The sequence below is a fragment of the Catellatospora bangladeshensis genome (genome assembly GCF_016862575.1).
GTDB classification, from domain to species: Bacteria; Actinomycetota; Actinomycetes; order Mycobacteriales; family Micromonosporaceae; genus Catellatospora; species Catellatospora bangladeshensis.
Window position 1 is genome coordinate 48,612 of the sequence record NZ_BONF01000040.1, and the last position, 17,212, is coordinate 65,823.

At 72.0% G+C, this 17,212-nt stretch carries 16 protein-coding genes; 12 read left to right on the forward strand and 4 right to left on the reverse strand.

Going from position 1 to position 17,212, the window contains the following annotated elements:
- Positions 1–137 precede the first annotated feature (137 nt).
- Positions 138–644: a DUF6912 family protein gene (locus Cba03nite_RS30155; protein WP_203753435.1), complete on the forward strand. Its 507-nt coding sequence runs from the start codon at positions 138–140 to the stop codon at positions 642–644.
- A 60-nt stretch (positions 645–704) separates the two neighbouring features.
- Here Cba03nite_RS30155 and Cba03nite_RS30160 read toward each other — a convergent pair whose 3' ends face one another.
- Positions 705–1,649 carry a hypothetical protein gene (locus tag Cba03nite_RS30160; RefSeq protein ID WP_203753437.1) on the reverse strand — a complete coding sequence of 315 codons (945 nt, stop codon included), beginning with the start codon at positions 1,647–1,649 and terminating at the stop codon, positions 705–707.
- Between the two features lie 290 nt (positions 1,650–1,939).
- Between Cba03nite_RS30160 and pruA the strand changes: the two genes are divergently transcribed.
- The 3 genes from pruA to Cba03nite_RS30175 all read left to right on the forward strand — a co-directional run bounded on the left by pruA (position 1,940) and on the right by Cba03nite_RS30175 (position 5,296).
- Complete coding sequence (pruA, locus tag Cba03nite_RS30165; protein ID WP_203753439.1) at positions 1,940–3,586, forward strand: L-glutamate gamma-semialdehyde dehydrogenase; 1,647 nt, start codon at positions 1,940–1,942, stop codon at positions 3,584–3,586.
- A 76-nt stretch (positions 3,587–3,662) separates the two neighbouring features.
- On the forward strand, positions 3,663–4,445 hold the full coding sequence (locus Cba03nite_RS30170) for a tryptophan 2,3-dioxygenase (RefSeq protein WP_239126113.1): 783 nt from the start codon (positions 3,663–3,665) through the stop codon (positions 4,443–4,445).
- A 335-nt stretch (positions 4,446–4,780) separates the two neighbouring features.
- Positions 4,781–5,296, forward strand: coding sequence for a PadR family transcriptional regulator (locus tag Cba03nite_RS30175; RefSeq protein ID WP_203753441.1), 516 nt, complete (start codon positions 4,781–4,783; stop codon positions 5,294–5,296).
- A 10-nt stretch (positions 5,297–5,306) separates the two neighbouring features.
- Here Cba03nite_RS30175 and Cba03nite_RS30180 read toward each other — a convergent pair whose 3' ends face one another.
- From Cba03nite_RS30180 to Cba03nite_RS30190, 3 genes are all read right to left on the reverse strand, one after another.
- Positions 5,307–6,305 carry an N-acetylglucosamine kinase gene (locus Cba03nite_RS30180; protein WP_203753443.1) on the reverse strand — a complete coding sequence of 333 codons (999 nt, stop codon included), beginning with the start codon at positions 6,303–6,305 and terminating at the stop codon, positions 5,307–5,309.
- Positions 6,306–6,348: 43 nt separating this feature from the next.
- Positions 6,349–7,608: a family 4 glycosyl hydrolase gene (locus Cba03nite_RS30185; protein ID WP_203753445.1), complete on the reverse strand. Its 1,260-nt coding sequence runs from the start codon at positions 7,606–7,608 to the stop codon at positions 6,349–6,351.
- An 87-nt stretch (positions 7,609–7,695) separates the two neighbouring features.
- Positions 7,696–8,889, reverse strand: a complete 1,194-nt coding sequence (locus tag Cba03nite_RS30190; RefSeq protein WP_203753447.1) for an ROK family transcriptional regulator — start codon at positions 8,887–8,889, stop codon at positions 7,696–7,698.
- Between the two features lie 114 nt (positions 8,890–9,003).
- On the opposite strand from Cba03nite_RS30190, the gene prfB reads away from it, so the two are divergent.
- The 8 genes from prfB to Cba03nite_RS30230 all read left to right on the forward strand — a co-directional run bounded on the left by prfB (position 9,004) and on the right by Cba03nite_RS30230 (position 17,167).
- On the forward strand, positions 9,004–10,119 hold the full coding sequence (gene prfB / locus Cba03nite_RS30195; RefSeq protein ID WP_275411628.1) for a peptide chain release factor 2: 1,116 nt from the start codon (positions 9,004–9,006) through the stop codon (positions 10,117–10,119).
- Positions 10,120–10,332: 213 nt separating this feature from the next.
- Entirely contained in the window at positions 10,333–11,013 is a 681-nt protein-coding gene (gene ftsE, locus Cba03nite_RS30200) for a cell division ATP-binding protein FtsE (protein ID WP_203753450.1), read from the forward strand.
- 66 nt (positions 11,014–11,079) lie between these two features.
- Positions 11,080–11,955, forward strand: coding sequence for a permease-like cell division protein FtsX (gene ftsX, locus Cba03nite_RS30205; RefSeq protein ID WP_203753452.1), 876 nt, complete (start codon positions 11,080–11,082; stop codon positions 11,953–11,955).
- A 148-nt stretch (positions 11,956–12,103) separates the two neighbouring features.
- The gene (locus Cba03nite_RS30210) at positions 12,104–13,345 is read left to right on the forward strand and encodes a M23 family metallopeptidase (protein ID WP_203753455.1); all 1,242 of its coding nucleotides are present in this window, start codon (positions 12,104–12,106) and stop codon (positions 13,343–13,345) included.
- An 85-nt stretch (positions 13,346–13,430) separates the two neighbouring features.
- Positions 13,431–13,907, forward strand: coding sequence for an SsrA-binding protein SmpB (smpB, locus tag Cba03nite_RS30215; protein ID WP_203753458.1), 477 nt, complete (start codon positions 13,431–13,433; stop codon positions 13,905–13,907).
- Positions 13,908–13,982: 75 nt separating this feature from the next.
- The gene (locus Cba03nite_RS30220; protein ID WP_203753461.1) at positions 13,983–14,729 is read left to right on the forward strand and encodes a cellulose binding domain-containing protein; all 747 of its coding nucleotides are present in this window, start codon (positions 13,983–13,985) and stop codon (positions 14,727–14,729) included.
- Between the two features lie 64 nt (positions 14,730–14,793).
- Positions 14,794–15,963 (forward strand): SRPBCC domain-containing protein, encoded by a 1,170-nt coding sequence (locus tag Cba03nite_RS30225; RefSeq protein WP_203753464.1) that lies wholly within the window; start codon positions 14,794–14,796, stop codon positions 15,961–15,963.
- A 79-nt stretch (positions 15,964–16,042) separates the two neighbouring features.
- Positions 16,043–17,167 (forward strand): SRPBCC domain-containing protein, encoded by a 1,125-nt coding sequence (locus tag Cba03nite_RS30230; protein ID WP_203753467.1) that lies wholly within the window; start codon positions 16,043–16,045, stop codon positions 17,165–17,167.
- Positions 17,168–17,212: the final 45 nt, after the last annotated feature.

Below are 17,212 nucleotides of genomic sequence, written 5' to 3' on the forward strand. Positions count from 1 at the left end.
GTTCTCCTGTGACAAGAGGAATGCTTGCGGTTGGTTCAGTTTGCCACCGGATGGTGCGTCACGGGAGCCCGGTGGGCACATGCGAGACTGAGCTGACGACAAGGCGGCCGGAGCCGGCGCCGGGAGAGGACGGGGACGTGGCGAGCGATCTCGTGAGGGTGTACCTGCCCGCGACGGTGCCGCTGGTGGCGGCGTTGCGCGACGGCGGCGAGCTGGCGGGCGCCACGGCCCACGCGGTGACCCCGGCGCTGCGGGAGTGGTACGCCGAGGGCGACGAGGAGGAGCTGGAGTACGTCGCCTTCATGCGGGCCGCGCAGGACGCGCTGCGCCTGCTGCGGGACGACCCGGCGGCGCCGCGGCGGCGCGTCGTCGTCTCGGCGGACGTGCCCGCGTCGCAGGTGAGCGTGCAGGACCGGGACCTCGGCACGAGCACGGTGCGGCTGGCCGGCGCGGTGCCACGGCGGGCGATCGCCGCGTTCCATGTCGACGAGGCCGACGGCGAGCCCGTGGTGGCGGCCGCCGCCGAGGTGGTCGAGCAGGCCTCCGCCGGCGACCCGGACGCGCAGTTCACCGTCGACTCGGCCGAGGACCTGGACCTGCTCTGGTACGCGCCCGAAGAGCTGGACGACCTCCTGCGACAGTGACGGTTAAGAAGGGCACCTTCTACATCGCAAAGCGATAAGAAGGTGCCCTTCCTTTTTGGGTCAGTCGCGCGTGGGCTTGGGCAGGGTGCGGCCGTACGCGACGATCGCGGTGATCGCACCGACGAACAGCACCACCAGGCCGGTGTTGCGGCGCGAGGCGGCGATGAAGTCGAGGATCTCCGCGTCGGCGGTGATGTCGGCGCTGGCCAGGGCGAGCAGCTGGGCGACGCCGAGACGCACGGCGAGCTCCGCCACGCTCAGCATGATCCCGGCGGCGGCGCCGGCGGCCAGGTAGACCGGCCAGGACGGGCTGTCCCCGGCACGCTTGGCGGCGCGGCGGAGCCGGGTGTACGCGAGGAACCCGGCGATCAGCCCGGCGATGACGGCGAGCGACCCGGCGAGCAGGCCGTTGGCCTCGTACCGGTCGGCCGCGGTGTCGCCGCCGCCGAAGGCGTCCAGCAGCGGCGTGGAGAACAGCGCCATCACGTTGAGGAAGACCAGCACGGCCAGCGCCGCGGTCAGCCCGGCGGCGAGGATGCGGGCGGGGCGGACCGCGCCGAGCGCCCCGCCGAGCGCGCCGGAGGCGCCCATGGCGATGGCGACGACGCCCACCGCCCGCGCCGACATGCCGTATGCCAGCAGCACCGCGCCGCTGGCCAGGGTGCCGGTGAGCAGACCCGCGCCGATGCCGACCGCCCAGCGCCCGGCGCCATGGTCGGCCCAGGCCTTGCGGCGGCCCAGCGCCAGCGTCGACCACAGCCCGACGGCCGCCCCGGCGACCAGGCTGGCCTGCACCACCAGGGGCAGCAGCAGCGACGCCAGCACCAGGTTGTAGTCGCCCTCGGCGCCGGTGAACGCGGTCCGGTAGAAGAGCAGGGCGACCAGCAGCCAGGCGAGCGCCGAGAAGGCGAGCCAGCCGGTCGGGGAGGGGTGGTGCGCTCCGTCGGGCGCACCGTGCTCGGCGGCGCGCTGCTGGGCGGAGGTGGCGGTCGCTGGCTCGGTCATCGTGGTCTCCTGTGGGGCGACAGTGGGCCTGCCTGCGGTGCGGTGCGCACCGCGGGGACGGCCCCGTGTCGTGAGGGCCTGAGCGGCTCGCGAGGTGCGGTCGGGGTGCTCGGTCGACCTAGCCTAGCCATGCCGGAAGGGTGGGTAGTCTGGACCGGTGGGACTGGCCCGCCGGTGCCGCGCCGAGGGTTGAACGGATCACATGTCCGGACCCGGGGGAACTCCTGGCGGTACTTTGCGTACTTGTATACAAAGAACGTTGCCGTACCTTCCGATCGGAGGAGCCGTCGATGGACGCCGTATCCCAGGTGCCCGAACCCCGCAACGAGCCGGTGCACACCTACGCGCCGGGCACACCCGAACGCGCCAGGCTGCAGAAGCGGCTCGGCGAGCTGGCGTCCGACCGCCTCGACCTGACGATGACCATCGACGGGCAGCAACGTATGGGGGGCGGCGACGCGATCGACGTCGTCCAGCCGCACAAGCACTCGCATGTGCTGGGAGTCACCCACAATGCCACCAACGCCGATGCGGTGGCGGCGGTGACGGCCGCGAAGAAAGCGGCCCCACTTTGGCGTGATATGTCGTTCGACGACCGGGCCGCGATCTTCCTGAAGGCCGCCGATCTGCTCGCCGGGCCGTGGCGGGACACCCTCAACGGCGCCACCATGCTGGGCCAGTCCAAGACGGTGCAGCAGGCGGAGATCGACTCGGCCTGCGAGCTGATCGACTTCCTGCGCTTCAACGTGCAGTTCGGCCGCAGGCTGCTGGCCGAGCAGCCGGTCTCGTCGCCCGGCGTGTGGAACCGCTTCGACCACCGCCCGCTGGAGGGCTTCGTCTACGCGATCACGCCGTTCAACTTCACCGCGATCGCGGGCAACCTGCCGGCCACCCCGGCGCTCATGGGCAACACCGTGGTCTGGAAGCCGGCCCACACGCAGCAGTTCTCGGCGCACTTCGTGATGCGGCTGTTCGAGGAGGCGGGCCTGCCGCCGGGTGTGATCAACATGGTCACCGGCGACGGCCTGGCCGTCTCGGAGGTCGCCCTGGCCGACCCGGATCTGGCCGGCATCCACTTCACCGGCTCGACCAAGGTCTTCCAGCACCTGTGGAAGCAGGTCGGCGACAACATCGCCGGTTACCGGTCCTACCCGCGCATCGTGGGCGAGACCGGCGGCAAGGACTTCATCGTGGCGCACATGTCGGCCGACCCGGCCGCGCTGGTCACCGCGATGGTCCGGGGCGCCTTCGAGTACCAGGGGCAGAAGTGCTCCGCCGCGTCGCGGGCGTACGTGCCGCGCTCGCTGTGGGAGTCGGGCGTGCGCGACCAGCTCGTCGCCGACACCGAGTCGCTGACCTACGGCGACGTCACCGACTTCCGCAACTTCGGCGGCGCGGTGATCGACGGCCGCTCGTTCGCCCGGCTGTCGGCCGCGATCGAGAAGGCGAAGGCGTCCGAGTCCTGCGAGATCGTCGCGGGCGGCACCGTCGACGACAGCGAGGGCTTCTTCGTCTCGCCGACCGTGATCGTCTGCTCGGACCCGGCCAACGAGGTCTTCACCACCGAGTACTTCGGGCCGGTGCTGGCCGTGCACGTGTTCGACGACGCCGACTTCGAGGCCGTGGTCGAGCAGGCCGAGGGCGTCGCGCCGTACGCGCTGACCGGTGCGGTCTTCGCGCAGGACCGGCGGGCGCTGGAGTGGATGAGCCACCGGCTGCGCTTCGCGGCGGGCAACTTCTACCTCAACGACAAGCCGACCGGCGCCGTCGTCGGCCAGCAGCCCTTCGGCGGCGGCCGGGCCTCCGGCACCAACGACAAGGCCGGGTCGTGGCACAACCTCGTCCGCTGGATGTCGCCGCGCACCATCAAGGAGACGTTCGTCCCGCCGACGGACCACCGCTACCCGCACATGGACACCGACCACCCGCGTCCGTAGCCCCTCCTGCCTCGGTCTAGGAGTGACGGCCCCGTTTCCGGGCCGCCACTCCTAGATCATTTTGCGGGGGGTACGGGTGGGGCGCAGTTTCGGTGAGGAAGGCGGGCGGCTGACGTACGGCAGCTACCTGCGGGTGCCGCAGCTGCTCGCGCAGCAGGTCCGGATGGCCGGGCCGGAGGCGCACGACGAGCTGCTGTTCATCACCATCCATCAGGCGTACGAGCTGTGGTTCAAGCTGCTGCTGCACGAGCTGGAGGACGCCCGGGACCGGATGCTGGCGGGGGAGGGCTACCTGCCCCGGGTCCGGCTGGAGCGGTGCCACGTGGTGGAGCAGCTGCTGGTGCAGCAGGTGGACGTGATCGACACGATGACGCCGCAGGACTTCCTCGCCTTCCGCACCGTGCTGGCGCCGGCCTCGGGTTTCCAGTCGGCCCAGTTCCGGGAGATCGAGTTCATCTCGGGGCTCAAGGATCCGGCCTTCCTGGACCGGCTACGCGGGCTGGAGCGGGGCGAGGAGCAGCGGCTGCGGCGCCGGCTGGCCGAGCCGACGCTGTGGGACGGATATCTGGCGCTGCTCCGGGCGCACGGCTTCGCGACGGAGCCGGAAGACGCGCTGACCGCCTCCCTGGTCACCGTCGCGCACGACCGGGAGCGGCACGGCGCGCTGTGGGACCTGGCCGAGGCGCTACTCGCCCACGACCAGGCGTGCGCACTGTGGCGGGCCCGGCACGTGCTGATGGCCGAGCGCCAGATCGGCACCAAGACCGGCACCGGCGGCTCCGCGGGCAGCCCGTACCTGCGGTCGCGGCTGGAGGCGCGGTTCTACCCGGCGCTGTGGCATCTCCGGGCGGTGCTGTGATCGCGATCTCAATGTCGATAGGCGTGGTTGGACGCGACGGTCGGACAGGAACACCGATGACGTACGCGCGTCAGCGACGTTTGTCCGGTTTGCGGCCGCCAGGGGTGTTGAGCGGCGCAAGATCGTGTCGCGCGGGAAGGGAGAAATGGGGCGACACGCCGGGGAGGGGGATATCGGGCGGTTTGTGTTATCCCGTCACCCGGGCCTTACCAGGCATGAAACGGACATATTCCTGTCTGATCAGACAGTCGGGACCGGACTGTCCGGCGCGGAATGTGCACTGTGGATGGGCCGATATCCTGGACAGAAGGCTGTTGAAGTGGCAGCGTTGAGTCATGGCAGAGGTAGGAATCAACGCTACCGCGGCAGCCGTGCTCGGTCTGCTGCACGATGGGCCCATGACGGGCGGTCAGCTGATGGCCGCGGCCGAGCGCCGGCTCAGCCCGTACTGGTCGATGACCCGGTCCCAGGTCTACCGCGAACTGCCGGTCCTCGCCGAGCTCGGCTACGTCAAGCTCGGCAAGCCCGGCCCGCGGGCGAGCCAGCCCTACGCGATCACCGCGTCGGGCAAGCGCGCCTTCGCCCGCTGGCTGAACGAGGAACCCGGCCGCGAGCTGGTGCGCAACCCGTACGCGCTGCGCGTCGCGTTCGGATCCACGCACGCGACCAACCAGTTCGACACCTTGCTCAACAGCGCCAACTCGCACCACTCGGAGGCGCTCGCGGAGGCCCGTGAGCAGGCCAAGGAGGCCAAGAAGGAGGGCGACGACTTCACCGCCGCCGGGCTGGAGTTCGCCGTCGCCTACCACAAGGCCGCGCTGAACTGGCTGAAGACGGCCATCGCCAAGTGAGCGCTCGGCGCTAGGCGAGGTGCGGTCGCACCTCCTCCAGCGCGGAACGCAGCGCGGCCGCGGCGGCAGCCGTCGCGCCCAGCGCGTCCAGTGCGAACAGGCCCGCTCCCACCACCGGCGGCTGTGCGAGCACGGTCAGCCGGGCCCTCGACGAGTGGGCCTTCACCCCCGCGTACACGGCATCTTCCAGCAGCGGATGCCGGGCGCGCAGCACACCACCGCCGAGGACCACGGCATAGGGCGTTCCGCTCAGCCCTAGCCGGTCCGCGGCGACCGTCACCAAGGCCGTGATCTCGGTCGCCTGTCGCGCCACCACGCGCCGGGCGACCTCGTCCTGCTGCCCGGCGACGGCGAACAGCACCTCGCTCAGCTCGATCATCCGGTCCTGGCTCAGGCTGCCCAGGTGCAGCCCGGTGATCACGTCGGCGACCCGGGCCTGCCCGAAGTGCGCGGCGACCGCCGGGGCGAGCGCCGTGGCCGGGCCGCGGCCGTCCTCGGCCCGCGCGGCGTGCCACATCGCCATCGAGGCCAGGTGCAGCCCGCCGCCCCAGTCCCCGGAGATGGGACCCAGCGCCGGGAAGCGGGCGGTGCGCCCGTCGGCGGCGCGGCCCACGCAGTTGATACCCGCTCCGCACACCACGGCTACCGCGTCGGGGCTGTCCGTGCCCGCCCGCAGCAGCGCGAAGGTGTCGTTGTCGAGCCGGTACGACTCGGCCCAGCCGGTCCCGGCGACGGCCTCGGCCGCCGCGTCGACCTCCTCGGGCAGGTCGAGACCGGACAGGTAGACCTCGGCGCGCGCGATCGGCACGGACCGGGGCATCTCGGCCGCCCGCAGCGCCGCGCCGACCAGCCGGTCCAGCAGCGCGACGGCGGTGTCCAGGCCGATCACCTGCGGGCAGGAGCCGGGCCCGCGCACGTACCCGTGCACCCGGCCCGCCGAGTCGGCGAGCACCACGTCGGTTTTGGAGTTGCCGCCGTCGATCGCCAGGAACAGTTCAGCCGGGCTCATGCCTTCTCCTCGCCGCGGGATCCCGTCACGTCACGCACGCCGCTCACCGGGCCCAGGGCAGGTGCGCGGCGTTCGCGGCCAGCAGGCCGTCCGTGAGCGAGGCAGCGTGTTCGTGCTGGCCGACCAGCGGGTGCGCCAGCAGCGCGGCGTAGACGCGGTCGCGCCCGCCGTGCACCGCGGCCCGCACCGCCAGCTCCTCGTACGCGGCGACGCCGGCGATCAGGCCGGACAGCTCCGGGCCGACCGGCGCGGCCGCGACCGGCGCCGCGCCGTCGCGGTCCACCCGGGCGCTGACCTCGATCACCGCCTCGTCGGGCAGGAACGGCAGGTGGCCGTCGTTGCGCAGGTTCACCGCGTGCACCGCGCCGTCCCCGGCGACCAGGGAGGTGATCAGCCCGACCGCCGCCTCGGAGTAGAACGCGCCGCCGCGCTGGCCGAGCAGCTCCGGCTTGGTGGTCAGGGCCGGGTCGGCGTACATCGCCAGCAGCTTCTCCTCGATCTCGGCCACCTTCTGGCCGCGGGTGGGCGCGTCGCGCTCCTCGCGCACCACCAGGTCGTGGGAGTAGAAGTAGCGCAGGTAGTAGGACGGGACCGCGCCGAGCAGGGTCAGCACCTCGCGGGGCAGCTGCACCTGGCCGGCCAGCGCGTCCAGGTGCCCGGCGAGCAGCTCGGGCAGCCGGTCGACGCCGTCGACGTACGCGGCGCGCTCCCAGGTGAGGTGGTTCAGCCCGACGTGGTCGAGGGTGACCGCGCCGGGGTCCACGCCGAGCAGCGCGGCGAACCGGCGCTGGAAGCCGATGGCCACATTGCACAGGCCGACCGCGCGGTGGCCCGCGTCGAGCAGCGCCCGGGTGACGATGCCGACCGGGTTGGTGAAGTCGACGATCCAGGCGCCGGGCGCGGCCAGCCGGGCCGCCCGCTCGGCCACGTCCAGCACCACCGGCACCGTGCGCAGCGCCTTGGCCAGGCCGCCCGCGCCGGTGGTCTCCTGCCCCACGCAGCCGCACTCCAGCGGGAACGTCTCGTCGCTGATCCGGGCCGCCTGGCCGCCGACGCGCAGCTGCACCACCACCACGGACGCGCCGGCCAGCCCCGCGTCGAGGTCGGTGGTCCAGGTCAGCGTGCCGGGGTGGCCGTGATGCGCCATCAGCCGCCGGGCGTACGGCCCGATCACGTCCAGCCGCGGCCCGGCCGGGTCGATCAGGCACAGCTCGGTGACGTCGAGGCTGCCGGCGAGCCGGGCGAACCCGTCCACCAGCTCGGGGGTGTAGGTGGAACCGCCACCCACGACTGCGATCTTCATCGGTGCTCTTTCTGTCGGTGCTCTCTGTACGCGGAACCCGCCCGGCGGCGCGGCTGCTCCGGCGGGCTCCTCGGGATCACGCGGTGGTCAGGCGGGGGTCAGCGCGTAGCGCAGCGAGTCGATCAGGGACTCGCGCACCGAGCGCAGGCCCGCGTCCATGGCTCCGAGCAGCACCGCGTCGTCGGTGAGTGAGGTCACCTCGACCGGGGTGCGCAGCGGCGTGTTGCGGTGGAAGGCCTCGGTGACCAGGTCCCGCAGCACCTGCCCGCCGGCCTGGGCCAGCTCTCCGGCGAGCACCACCAGCGGCGGGTCGACCAGCGCGGCCACCACGGCCAGCACCACGGCGATGCGGTCGGCCAGCGCGCTCAGGAAGGCGTCCGCCTCCCGATCGCCCGCTCGGGCCACCGCCTCGGTGATCATCTCCTCGGCGGTGGCCCCGCGGAAGCCGTACGTCGCCGCGAGCGCGGCCACGGCCGGGCCGCCCGCCAGGCCCTGCAGGTCCCGGGGCTGGCCGGGGGCGGCCAGCCCGACCGGCACGTAGCCGATCTCACCGGCCCCGCCGGTGGCGCCGCGCAGCAGCGAGCTGCCGAGGTCGATGGCGCAGCCCAGGCCCGCGCCGAGCCAGAGCAGGGCGAAGCTGCCGGAGCCCGCGGCGACCCCGCGGTGGCGCTCGGCGATGGCGGCCAGGTTCACGTCGTTGTCCGCGTCGACCGTGACGTCCAGCGCCGCGGCCAGCTCGGGGACCAGGCCCGGCCGGCTCCAGCCCGCGACGTCGATGTGCCGGATGGTGCCGGTGCCGGGGTCGTACGAGCCGGGCACGCCGAGCTGCAGGTGGGTGAGCCGCTCGGCCTGGATGCCGGCGCGCTCGCGCAGGTCGGCGATGATCGCGCGCACGGTGGCCACCGGGTCGCCCGCGGCGGGGTCGGCCGGATACTCGGCGCGGGCCAGCACGGCGCCGGTCAGATCGCACAGGGCGGCGTCGAAGGGGGCGTGTAATGTCTCGGACACGTCCCGTACCGACACGGCCACCACGAGTGCCGCCGCCGGGTTGACCGCGTACACCTCCGCGTTGGGACCGGGCCCGCCGCTGGTGTGGCCGACGACCGTGGCCAGCCCCGCCTCCGTCAGCGTGCGCAGCACGTCGGACGTCGTGGGCTTGGACAGCCCGGTCAGCTCCCGCAGTTCCCCGCGGGTGAGCGTGCCCCGGTCGATGAGCAGCGCCATGGTCGCGCTCTCGTTCATGGCCCGGAGCAGCTTGGACGATCCGGCGAGCCGTGCCACGCGTTCTCCTCCACAATAGGAAAGTAGATTAACTATTGTGGCGGACCGGCCCGGCTGTCAAGTCAGGGTGCCGCCCGCGGTAAGTCGGTCGCCGTAACCACTAGTCTTGTTGCTGTGACTGCCGACTACGCCGATCAGCTCAAGTCCCTCGACGCGACCATGCGCAACATCGAGACCGTGCTCGACCTGTCCCGGCTGCGCCGCGACAAGGAGCAGCTGGAGCAGGCCGCGTCCGCGCCCGACCTGTGGGACGACCAGGCCAAGGCGCAGGAGGTCACCTCCAAGCTGTCACACGTCAGCAGCGAGATCAACAAGCTGACGAAGCTGCGCGGGCGGATCGACGACGCCGGGGTGCTGCTGGAGCTGGCCGAGGCCGAGGGCGACGCCTCCTCGCTGGCCGAGGTGTCGGCCGAGCTGGCCGATCTCGCCAAGGCCATCGACGAGCTCGAGGTGCGCACCCTGCTGTCGGGTGAGTACGACTCCCGCGAGGCGCTGGTCGCCATCCGGGCGGGCGCGGGCGGCGTGGACGCGGCCGACTTCGCCGAGATGCTGCTGCGCATGTACCTGCGCTGGGCCGAGCGGCACGGCTACAGCACCGAGGTCTACGACACCTCGTACGCCGAGGAGGCGGGCCTGAAGTCGGCGACCTTCGCGGTGAAGGCGCCGTACGCCTACGGCACGCTGTCGGTCGAGTCCGGCACCCACCGCCTGGTCCGTATCAGCCCGTTCGACAACCAGGGCCGCCGCCAGACCAGCTTCGCGGGCGTCGAGGTGCTGCCGGTGGTGGAGCAGACCGACCACATCGACATCCCGGAGAACGAGATGCGGGTCGACGTCTTCCGCTCCAGCGGTCCCGGCGGCCAGAGCGTCAACACCACCGACTCGGCGGTGCGCATCACCCACATCCCGACCGGCATCGTGGTCTCCTGCCAGAACGAGAAGTCGCAGCTGCAGAACAAGGCGTCCGCGCTGCGCGTGCTCCAGGCCCGCCTGCTGGAGCGCAAGCGCCAGGAGGAGAAGGCGAAGATGGAGGGCCTGAAGACGGACGCGGCCGGCTCCTGGGGCGACCAGATGCGCTCGTACGTGCTGCACCCGTACCAGATGGTCAAGGACCTGCGCACCGAGTTCGAGACGGGCAACCCGAACGCGGTCTTCGACGGCGAGATCGACAGCTTCGTCGAGGCCGGCATCCGCTGGCGCAAGCAGCAGCAGCTCGAGGCCGCCGCGTAGCCGTTCGGCCCCCGGTCGTGACGCCCTCGCCCCATCCGTGGCGGGGGCGTCGTCCTGTCGGTGGATGGCATCGCCCTGGCGGGTGAGACGACTACTGTCCGTGAAAGTTGATCACGACACGGTCACGGAATTTTCTAGGAACATTCGCGGCAATACCGTCATCTCAACCCCTGCGGGCTTGGCGAATCCGCGACACCGCGTAGACTCTCCGCCGTGATTCGACTCGAGCACGTGACCAAGACCTACCCGAAGGCGTCCCGGCCCTCACTGGACGACGTGTCGGTCTCGATCGAGAAGGGCGACTTCGTCTTCTTCATCGGTCCGTCCGGCTCCGGCAAGTCCAGCATCGTCAAGCTGATGCTGCACGAGATCAAGCCCAGCAAGGGCAAGGTCTTCGTGAACAACAAGGAGATCAGCTCGCTGCGGTCGTGGAAGATTCCCAGCTTCCGCCGCTCCATCGGCTGCGTCTTCCAGGACTTCCGCCTGCTGCCGAACAAGACGGCATACGAGAACGTCGCGTTCGCGCTCGAGGTCATCGGCAAGTCCAAGGCCGTCGCCCGCCGGGTCGTGCCCGAGGTGCTGGAGCTCGTCGGCCTGGGTGGCAAGGAGCACCGCTACCCGCACGAGCTGTCCGGTGGCGAGCAGCAGCGTGTCGCGGTGGCGCGCGCGTTCGTGAACCGGCCGCTGATCCTGCTGGCGGACGAGCCCACGGGTAACCTCGACCCCGACACCTCCATCGAGATCATGCGCCTGCTGGACCGGATCAACCGGACCGGCACGACCGTCGTCATGGTCACCCACGACTCGAACATCGTGAACCAGATGCGCCGCCGCGTCATCGAGATCGAGGGCGGCCGGATCGTCCGCGACCAGGCCCGTGGCGTCTACGGCTGAGCCGTAACCGACCCCTGAGCCCCCAAGTCCTGACGACCTGACCGTCTCCCCGGAGGATTCCCCCCGATGCGTGCGAAGTATGTCCTGGCCGAAGTGCTGGTCGGGCTGTGGCGCAACGTCACGATGACCGTAGCCATGATCATCACCATGATCGTGTCACTCTCCATGCTCGGTGCGAGCCTGCTGATGTACCTGCAGGTCAACGAGATGAAGGGGCACTACTACGAGCAGGTCGAGGTCTCGATCTACCTGGACAAGTCGATCACCGAGGACCAGCGGGCCGCGATCAAGTCGCAGCTCGACGGCGACTCCAAGGTGAAGAGCGTCATCTACGAGACCCAGGAGATGGCGTACGAGAACTTCAAGAACCAGTTCCGGGACGCCCCCGACCTGGTCAGCGCCATCGGCCCGACCGAGCTGCCCGAGTCGTTCCGGGTCGCGCTGAAGGACCCGCAGCAGTTCGAGCAGATCCGCGGCGCGTACGCCGACCTCGAGGGTGTCGACACCGTCGTGGACCAGCAGAAGCTGCTGCAGAAGATCTTCGACATCCTCGGCTCGGTGCAGAACCTGTCGCTGGTCGTCGCCGGCGCCATGGGCATCGCCGCGCTGCTGCTGGTCGCCAACACCATCCAGGTCGCGGCGTACAGCAAGCGCCGCGAGGTCGCGGTCATGAAGCTCGTCGGCGCGTCGAACTGGTTCATCCAGGCGCCGTTCGTGCTGGAGGCCGTCTTCGCCGCGCTGCTCGGCTCGATCCTGGCCTGGGTGATGCTCGTCGTCGGCAAGGTCGTGCTGATCGACCAGAAGCTGGCCGCGCTGACCGACCTGCTCCTGCCGGTGAGCTGGGGCAACGTCAACCTGATGCTGCCGGTGCTGGCGGGCATCGGCTCGCTGGTGGCGGCGGTCACCGGCTGGATCACGCTGCGCTTCTACATCCGCGTCTAGTCGCGGCGCCTCGTGCGCGACGGCCCGTCCCTGCTCAGGGGCGGGTCGTCACTTTTTTGCGCCGATCACGGTTGATGTCGGGTTTGGGTAGAATAGGGGCGTATGTCGGCAGTAGGGTGATCGGGACAGGCGAGCCGCAGGAGGTCCCGTGCGCCGGCAACTCGTACACCTGGTGGTGGTCCTGCTGACCGTGCTCGCGGCCGGCCTGCCCGCACACGCCGCGCCCGACGACATCAAGCAGGACAAGAAGCGCATCGACGCGGAGCTGGCCAAGACCGGCGCGCTGCTTGAAGCCGTCTCTGCCAAGGCCCGCACGGCCGCCGCCGAGCTGTCCCAGGCCGAGCAGGCCATGCCCGCCGCGCGGCAGCGCATCGTCACGACCCGGGCCGCCGTCACCGTCGCCGAGACTAAGGCCGCCACCGCCCAGCGCCGCGCCGACCAGGCCACGGCCGCCTGGGCCGTCACCGACCAGCGCTACCAGGCCGCCGTACGCCAGGTCGCCGAGGGACGCGAGCGGATGGCCCGCTTCGCCGTCGCCACCGTGCACGGGGCCGGGCTGGCCGAGCTCAACACGCTGCTGGCCGCGACCCGGCCCAAGGAGCTGCTCGACCGCAGCAGCTACCTCAGCCAGCTCGGCCAGATCCGCCGCCAGGCCATCGACGGCTACGTCGCCGCCCGGCGCGAGGCCAAGGAGGTCACCAGCGCGGCCGAGCTGATCCGGCGCGAGGCCGACGACGCCGCCCGCGCCGCCCGCGCCGCGCTGCTCGCCGCCGAGCAGGCCCGCAAGGACGCCGAGCAGGCGCAGCGGGACCTCGCCGCGCTCACCGAGCGCCGGGAGAAGGCGCTGGCCGCGGCGCGGGAGGAAAAGGAGGACGTCAAGCGCCGCTACGAGGAGGTCAAGGAGCAGAGCGAGCACATCGCCCAGGAGCTGCGGGTCTGGGAGGAGCAGTACGGCAAGTGGGTGCCGGTGCTGCGGGCCGGAGCCAAGTTCCTGATGCCGACCAAGGGCTGGAAGTCCAGCGACTTCGGCAACCGCTTCGACCCGTACTACGGGGTGTGGCAGCTGCATGCGGGTGTCGACATCGCCGCGGGCGGCGGCCAGCCCATCTACGCGGCGGCCGGCGGCACGGTCAGCAGCGCCGGCTGGCTCGGCGGCTACGGCAACTACACGTGCGTCACGCACGGCCGGTCCGGCGGCAAGGTGATCTCCACCTGCTACGCCCACCAGTCCAAGATCCTGGTGAAGAACGGCGACAAGGTCCGCGGCGGCCAGCTCATCGGCCGCGTCGGCACCACCGGCGCCTCCACCGGCTACCACCTGCACTTCGAGGTCCGCCGCAACGGCACCCCCATCCAGCCCCTGGACTGGCTCCCCGGCTGCCTGTGTTAGACCCGCGAGGTCTATCTCGATCGCGATGCGGGACCCGGGGTCGGTAGCATTGGCGGGTTCGGTGATCGAGGAGAGGAGGGCCGTCATGCCGCGGGAGAAGGGGCGCAAGGTCATCGCGTCCAACCGCAAGGCGTACCACGACTACACCATCCTCGAGACGTTCGAGGCCGGCATCGCCCTGATGGGCACCGAGGTGAAGTCGCTGCGCGCGGGGCGCGCGTCGCTGGTCGACGCGTTCGGCCAGGAACGCGACGGCGAGATCTACCTGCACCAGCTGCACATCCCGGAGTACGCCATGGGCACGTGGACCAACCACGCCCCGCGGCGCACCCGCAAGCTGCTGCTCAAGCACAAGGAGATCGTGCAGCTGCTCACCAAGACCCGCGAGGGCGGCCTGACCATGGTGCCGCTGTCCATGTACTTCAAGGACGGCTGGGCCAAGGTCGAGCTGGGGCTGGCCAAGGGCAAGAAGACCTACGACAAGCGGCAGGACATCGCCAAGCGCGACTCGGACCGCGAGATCCAGCGTGAGCTGGGCCGCCGTGCCAAGGGGATCCGCTGACGGGCGTCCGCCCGGCCGGTTGCAGTCGGATGGCCGATCGCGCACGGGTGACCCGTGCCGGTAGCCTCGCCGAACGTGAGCAAGCATCGGCTTCGTGAGGACGACGAGACCACCCTGCTGCCCCGTGCGGTCGAGGAACCGGCGGCCGCGGAGCCGGTGGCGGAGGACCACCCGGAGCGGCCCTCGCGGCGCGCGCCGGTCGTGATCGCGGTCGTGACCACCGGGCTGCTGCTGTCCGGCGCGGCGGCGTGGGCGCTGGCCAAGCCCGCCCCGAACGCGCCCACGGTGGCCCTGCCCGAGATCCTGGCGTCCACGCCGGGCGCCGGGTTCGTGGACGGCTTCGGGGTGGTCACGCCGAGCCCGACCCACCTGGCCTCGCTCGCGCCGGCCCAGCCGCCGGCGAGTCCCACGGCCACGTCCGGCGCGTCTGCCTCGGCCGGCCCCAGCCCGGCCGTGCCGAGCCCGTCGCGCACCACCGTCGGCGCACCCCCCGGAGCGCCCCCACCGGGTGGAGCGCCGGTCGCCGGGGTGTACGACGCCGACACCTGGCCGGGCGGGTACGTGGTCAGCGTGCAGGTGCGCAACACGGGCAGTGAGCCGCTGCAGTGGACGGTGCGGATCCAGCTGCCCGCGGGCGCCACCGTGACCGGCGACTGGGAGGCCGATCGCGCCACGCAGGACGGCTGGTGGGTGTTCACCCCGGACCGGGGACCGCTCGCGCCGGGCGCGACGTACGTCTTCGGGTTCATCGGCCAGCGCGGCTCAGGCGCTGACTTCAAGGTGACCTGCACCGTGAACGGGACGGTCTGCCAAGCCGCCTGACAGGAGCCTTAAACCGGCCCTAAAGCTGGCGGCGCATCGGCCGTACCCGCTCTATATTCGGGCCGTGACCGTGCTGCGGCTCGAGGTGACGCTCCCGTTCCCGGTGGAGCTGGTCTGGCAGGCGCTGACGGACCAGCAGCTGCTCAGCGAGTGGTTCCTGCGGACCGATCTGCGGCCCGAGCCGGGGGGCGTCTTCCGCGCGTTCCCCACGCCCGGCATCTCCGGGTTCACGGCGCCGTTCGAGATGGACGTGGTCGAGGCGGTCCGGCCGGCCCGGCTCGTCCTGCGCTGGCGCGGTGAGGAGCTGCACTCCGATGTGGTCTGGGAGCTGTCGGCCGAGGGCGCGGGCTGCCTCCTGCGGGTGAGCCAGGCGGGTTTCCTCGGCATCGCGGGTGAGGCGCGCCGGGCCGAGCTGCGGCAGGCGTACGAGCTGATGTTCGAGCAGCGGCTGCCCGCGCTGCTGGAGTGGCTGGACGAGGTACAGCCGGCTCCGCCGGTGTCGGTGCCGGTCGGGCCGCCCGTCTACGTGGCGGACGCCGAGCCGGAGCCGTTCGAGGACCGGCCCCCGAGGCACGGCCTGCTGCGCCGCCTCGGCGGCATGCCGGGGGACCGCCGCCTGCGCCTGCTCTCCGTCGGGGGTGCGATGGTGCTCACCGTGCTGGCCGTCACCGCGCTGACCACCCTGCTGCTGCGTACGCCGGGCCCGTCGGCCGGGGCGCCGGGGCGCGGCCCCGGCGGCGGAGTGCAGGCGGGCGATCCGGACGCCTCGGCTCCGCCCACGGCCCAGGCGTGGCCGACGGCTTCGGCGTCCCCCACGGCCCCGGCGGCGGGCCCGGTGCCGTCCCCGACCGCCCCGCCGCCCACCAGCGCCCTGCCGCCGTCCTCGGCCGAGGCGGGCAAGACGGGGACGAACACGGTCCCCGCGCTGTCGGTCTCCTACCGGACCGTGGAGTCGTTCCCCGGCGGCTACATCGGCGAGATCACGATCCGGCCGGGCCCGGGCGGGCTGACCGGCTGGACCGCCACCGTGGACCTCCCGGCAGGGGCGCTGGTCACCAGCGCCTGGGACCGGATCGACTTCCGGCAGGACGGCGGCCGCGTCACGCTCACCCCGCAGCAGGCGCACCGCAGACTGCCCGCCGGCCGCGACTTCACGTTCGCGTTCCAGGTCGGCGATCAGTCCGGGGCGACCCGCCCCGACGGCTGCGCCGTGAACAGCACATCCTGCTCCTGACGGGCAACCGACACCCGTCCGGTGCGCATGGTCGAATTCGGGGCTGCCGCCGCCGTCGCGCCGACCCTATAGTCGGTCCGTGACCGAGCTGCGACTCGACGTCGATCTTCCCCACCCCCGGGCTCGGGTTTGGCGCGCGCTCACCGAGCAGCGGCTGCTGCGCGAGTGGTTCGTGCCGACGGATCTCGCCCCGCATCCGGGGGAGACGTTCCGCGCGTTCCCGCCACCCGGCCTGGCCGGGCTGGCCACGCCGTTCGACCTCGACGTGGTGGAGGTGACGGAGCAGCGGCGCCTGGCCATGCACTGGCGCGACGACCACACCCATACCGAGGTGACCTGGGAGCTGGCCGACCACGAGCAGGGCACCCGGCTGACCCTGCTGCAGGCGGGCTTCTTCGGGGTGGACGGCACCCGGCGCCGCCGCGAGCTGCGCCGGTCATACCAGTTCATGTTCGGCGAGCAGCTGCCGCTGACGCTGGGCCGGCTGGCCACCGGCGAGGTCGACCTGGGCGGCGTGGTGGCCGACCTGCACACGGCTATCCCGCGGCGGCGCGACGCGGTCCCGCTCGACGAGCCGCCGGCGGCGGCCGAGGGCGGCTCCGGGCGGCTGCGGCTGCTCTCGCTGGCCGGTGCCGTGGTGCTGGTGGTGCTGGTGAGCACGGCCGCCGCGGTCATGATCGGCGGCGGCGCGGACCCCGGACCGGACACCGACGCCGCGCACGGCCTCGACTCGGGAGTGCAGGCGGCCGCGACCGTGCCCGCCGTGACCGGATCGGGTATGCCCGGACCGGTTGTCTCCGGAGGGACGGCCGCACCGGGCGCCTCGCCGCTGGTGAGCGGCACGCCGCTGCCGGAGGTGACCGGGTCGGCCGGGGCGGCGGCGCCGCTGGCCGCGTCGTACAAGACGGTCGCGCTGCTCGGCCTGGGCGGCTTCGACACCGAGGTGACCGTGCGCAACCCGGGCCCGGCCGCCGCCGACCGCTGGACCGTGGTGCTGACCATGCCGGCCGTCAAGACCGTGGAGAACCGCTCCCCGGCGGTGGTCGGCATGGCGCAGTCGGGCACCGAGGTCACCGTCACACCGCTGGCGTCCCTGGCCGCGGACGGCTCGGTGACGTTCACCATCCGCTTCCCGGCGCTGCTGGCGCTGGGGCAGTCGGTCACCGCGTGCACGGTCGACGGCATCGCCTGTACGGGGCGTTGACCGATACCGGAATGACTTCGCCGCGCCCGAGCGTTACTCTTTATG

Coding starts and splice junctions, on each gene's coding strand:
- Cba03nite_RS30160 (WP_203753437.1), bottom strand. CDS start 1,649: ATGACCGAGCCAGCGACCGCCACCTCCGCCCAGCAGCGCGCCGCCGAG.
- pruA (WP_203753439.1), top strand. CDS start 1,940: ATGGACGCCGTATCCCAGGTGCCCGAACCCCGCAACGAGCCGGTGCAC.
- Cba03nite_RS30175 (WP_203753441.1), top strand. CDS start 4,781: ATGGCAGAGGTAGGAATCAACGCTACCGCGGCAGCCGTGCTCGGTCTG.
- Cba03nite_RS30180 (WP_203753443.1), bottom strand. CDS start 6,305: ATGAGCCCGGCTGAACTGTTCCTGGCGATCGACGGCGGCAACTCCAAA.
- Cba03nite_RS30185 (WP_203753445.1), bottom strand. CDS start 7,608: ATGAAGATCGCAGTCGTGGGTGGCGGTTCCACCTACACCCCCGAGCTG.
- ftsX (WP_203753452.1), top strand. CDS start 11,080: ATGCGTGCGAAGTATGTCCTGGCCGAAGTGCTGGTCGGGCTGTGGCGC.
- smpB (WP_203753458.1), top strand. CDS start 13,431: ATGCCGCGGGAGAAGGGGCGCAAGGTCATCGCGTCCAACCGCAAGGCG.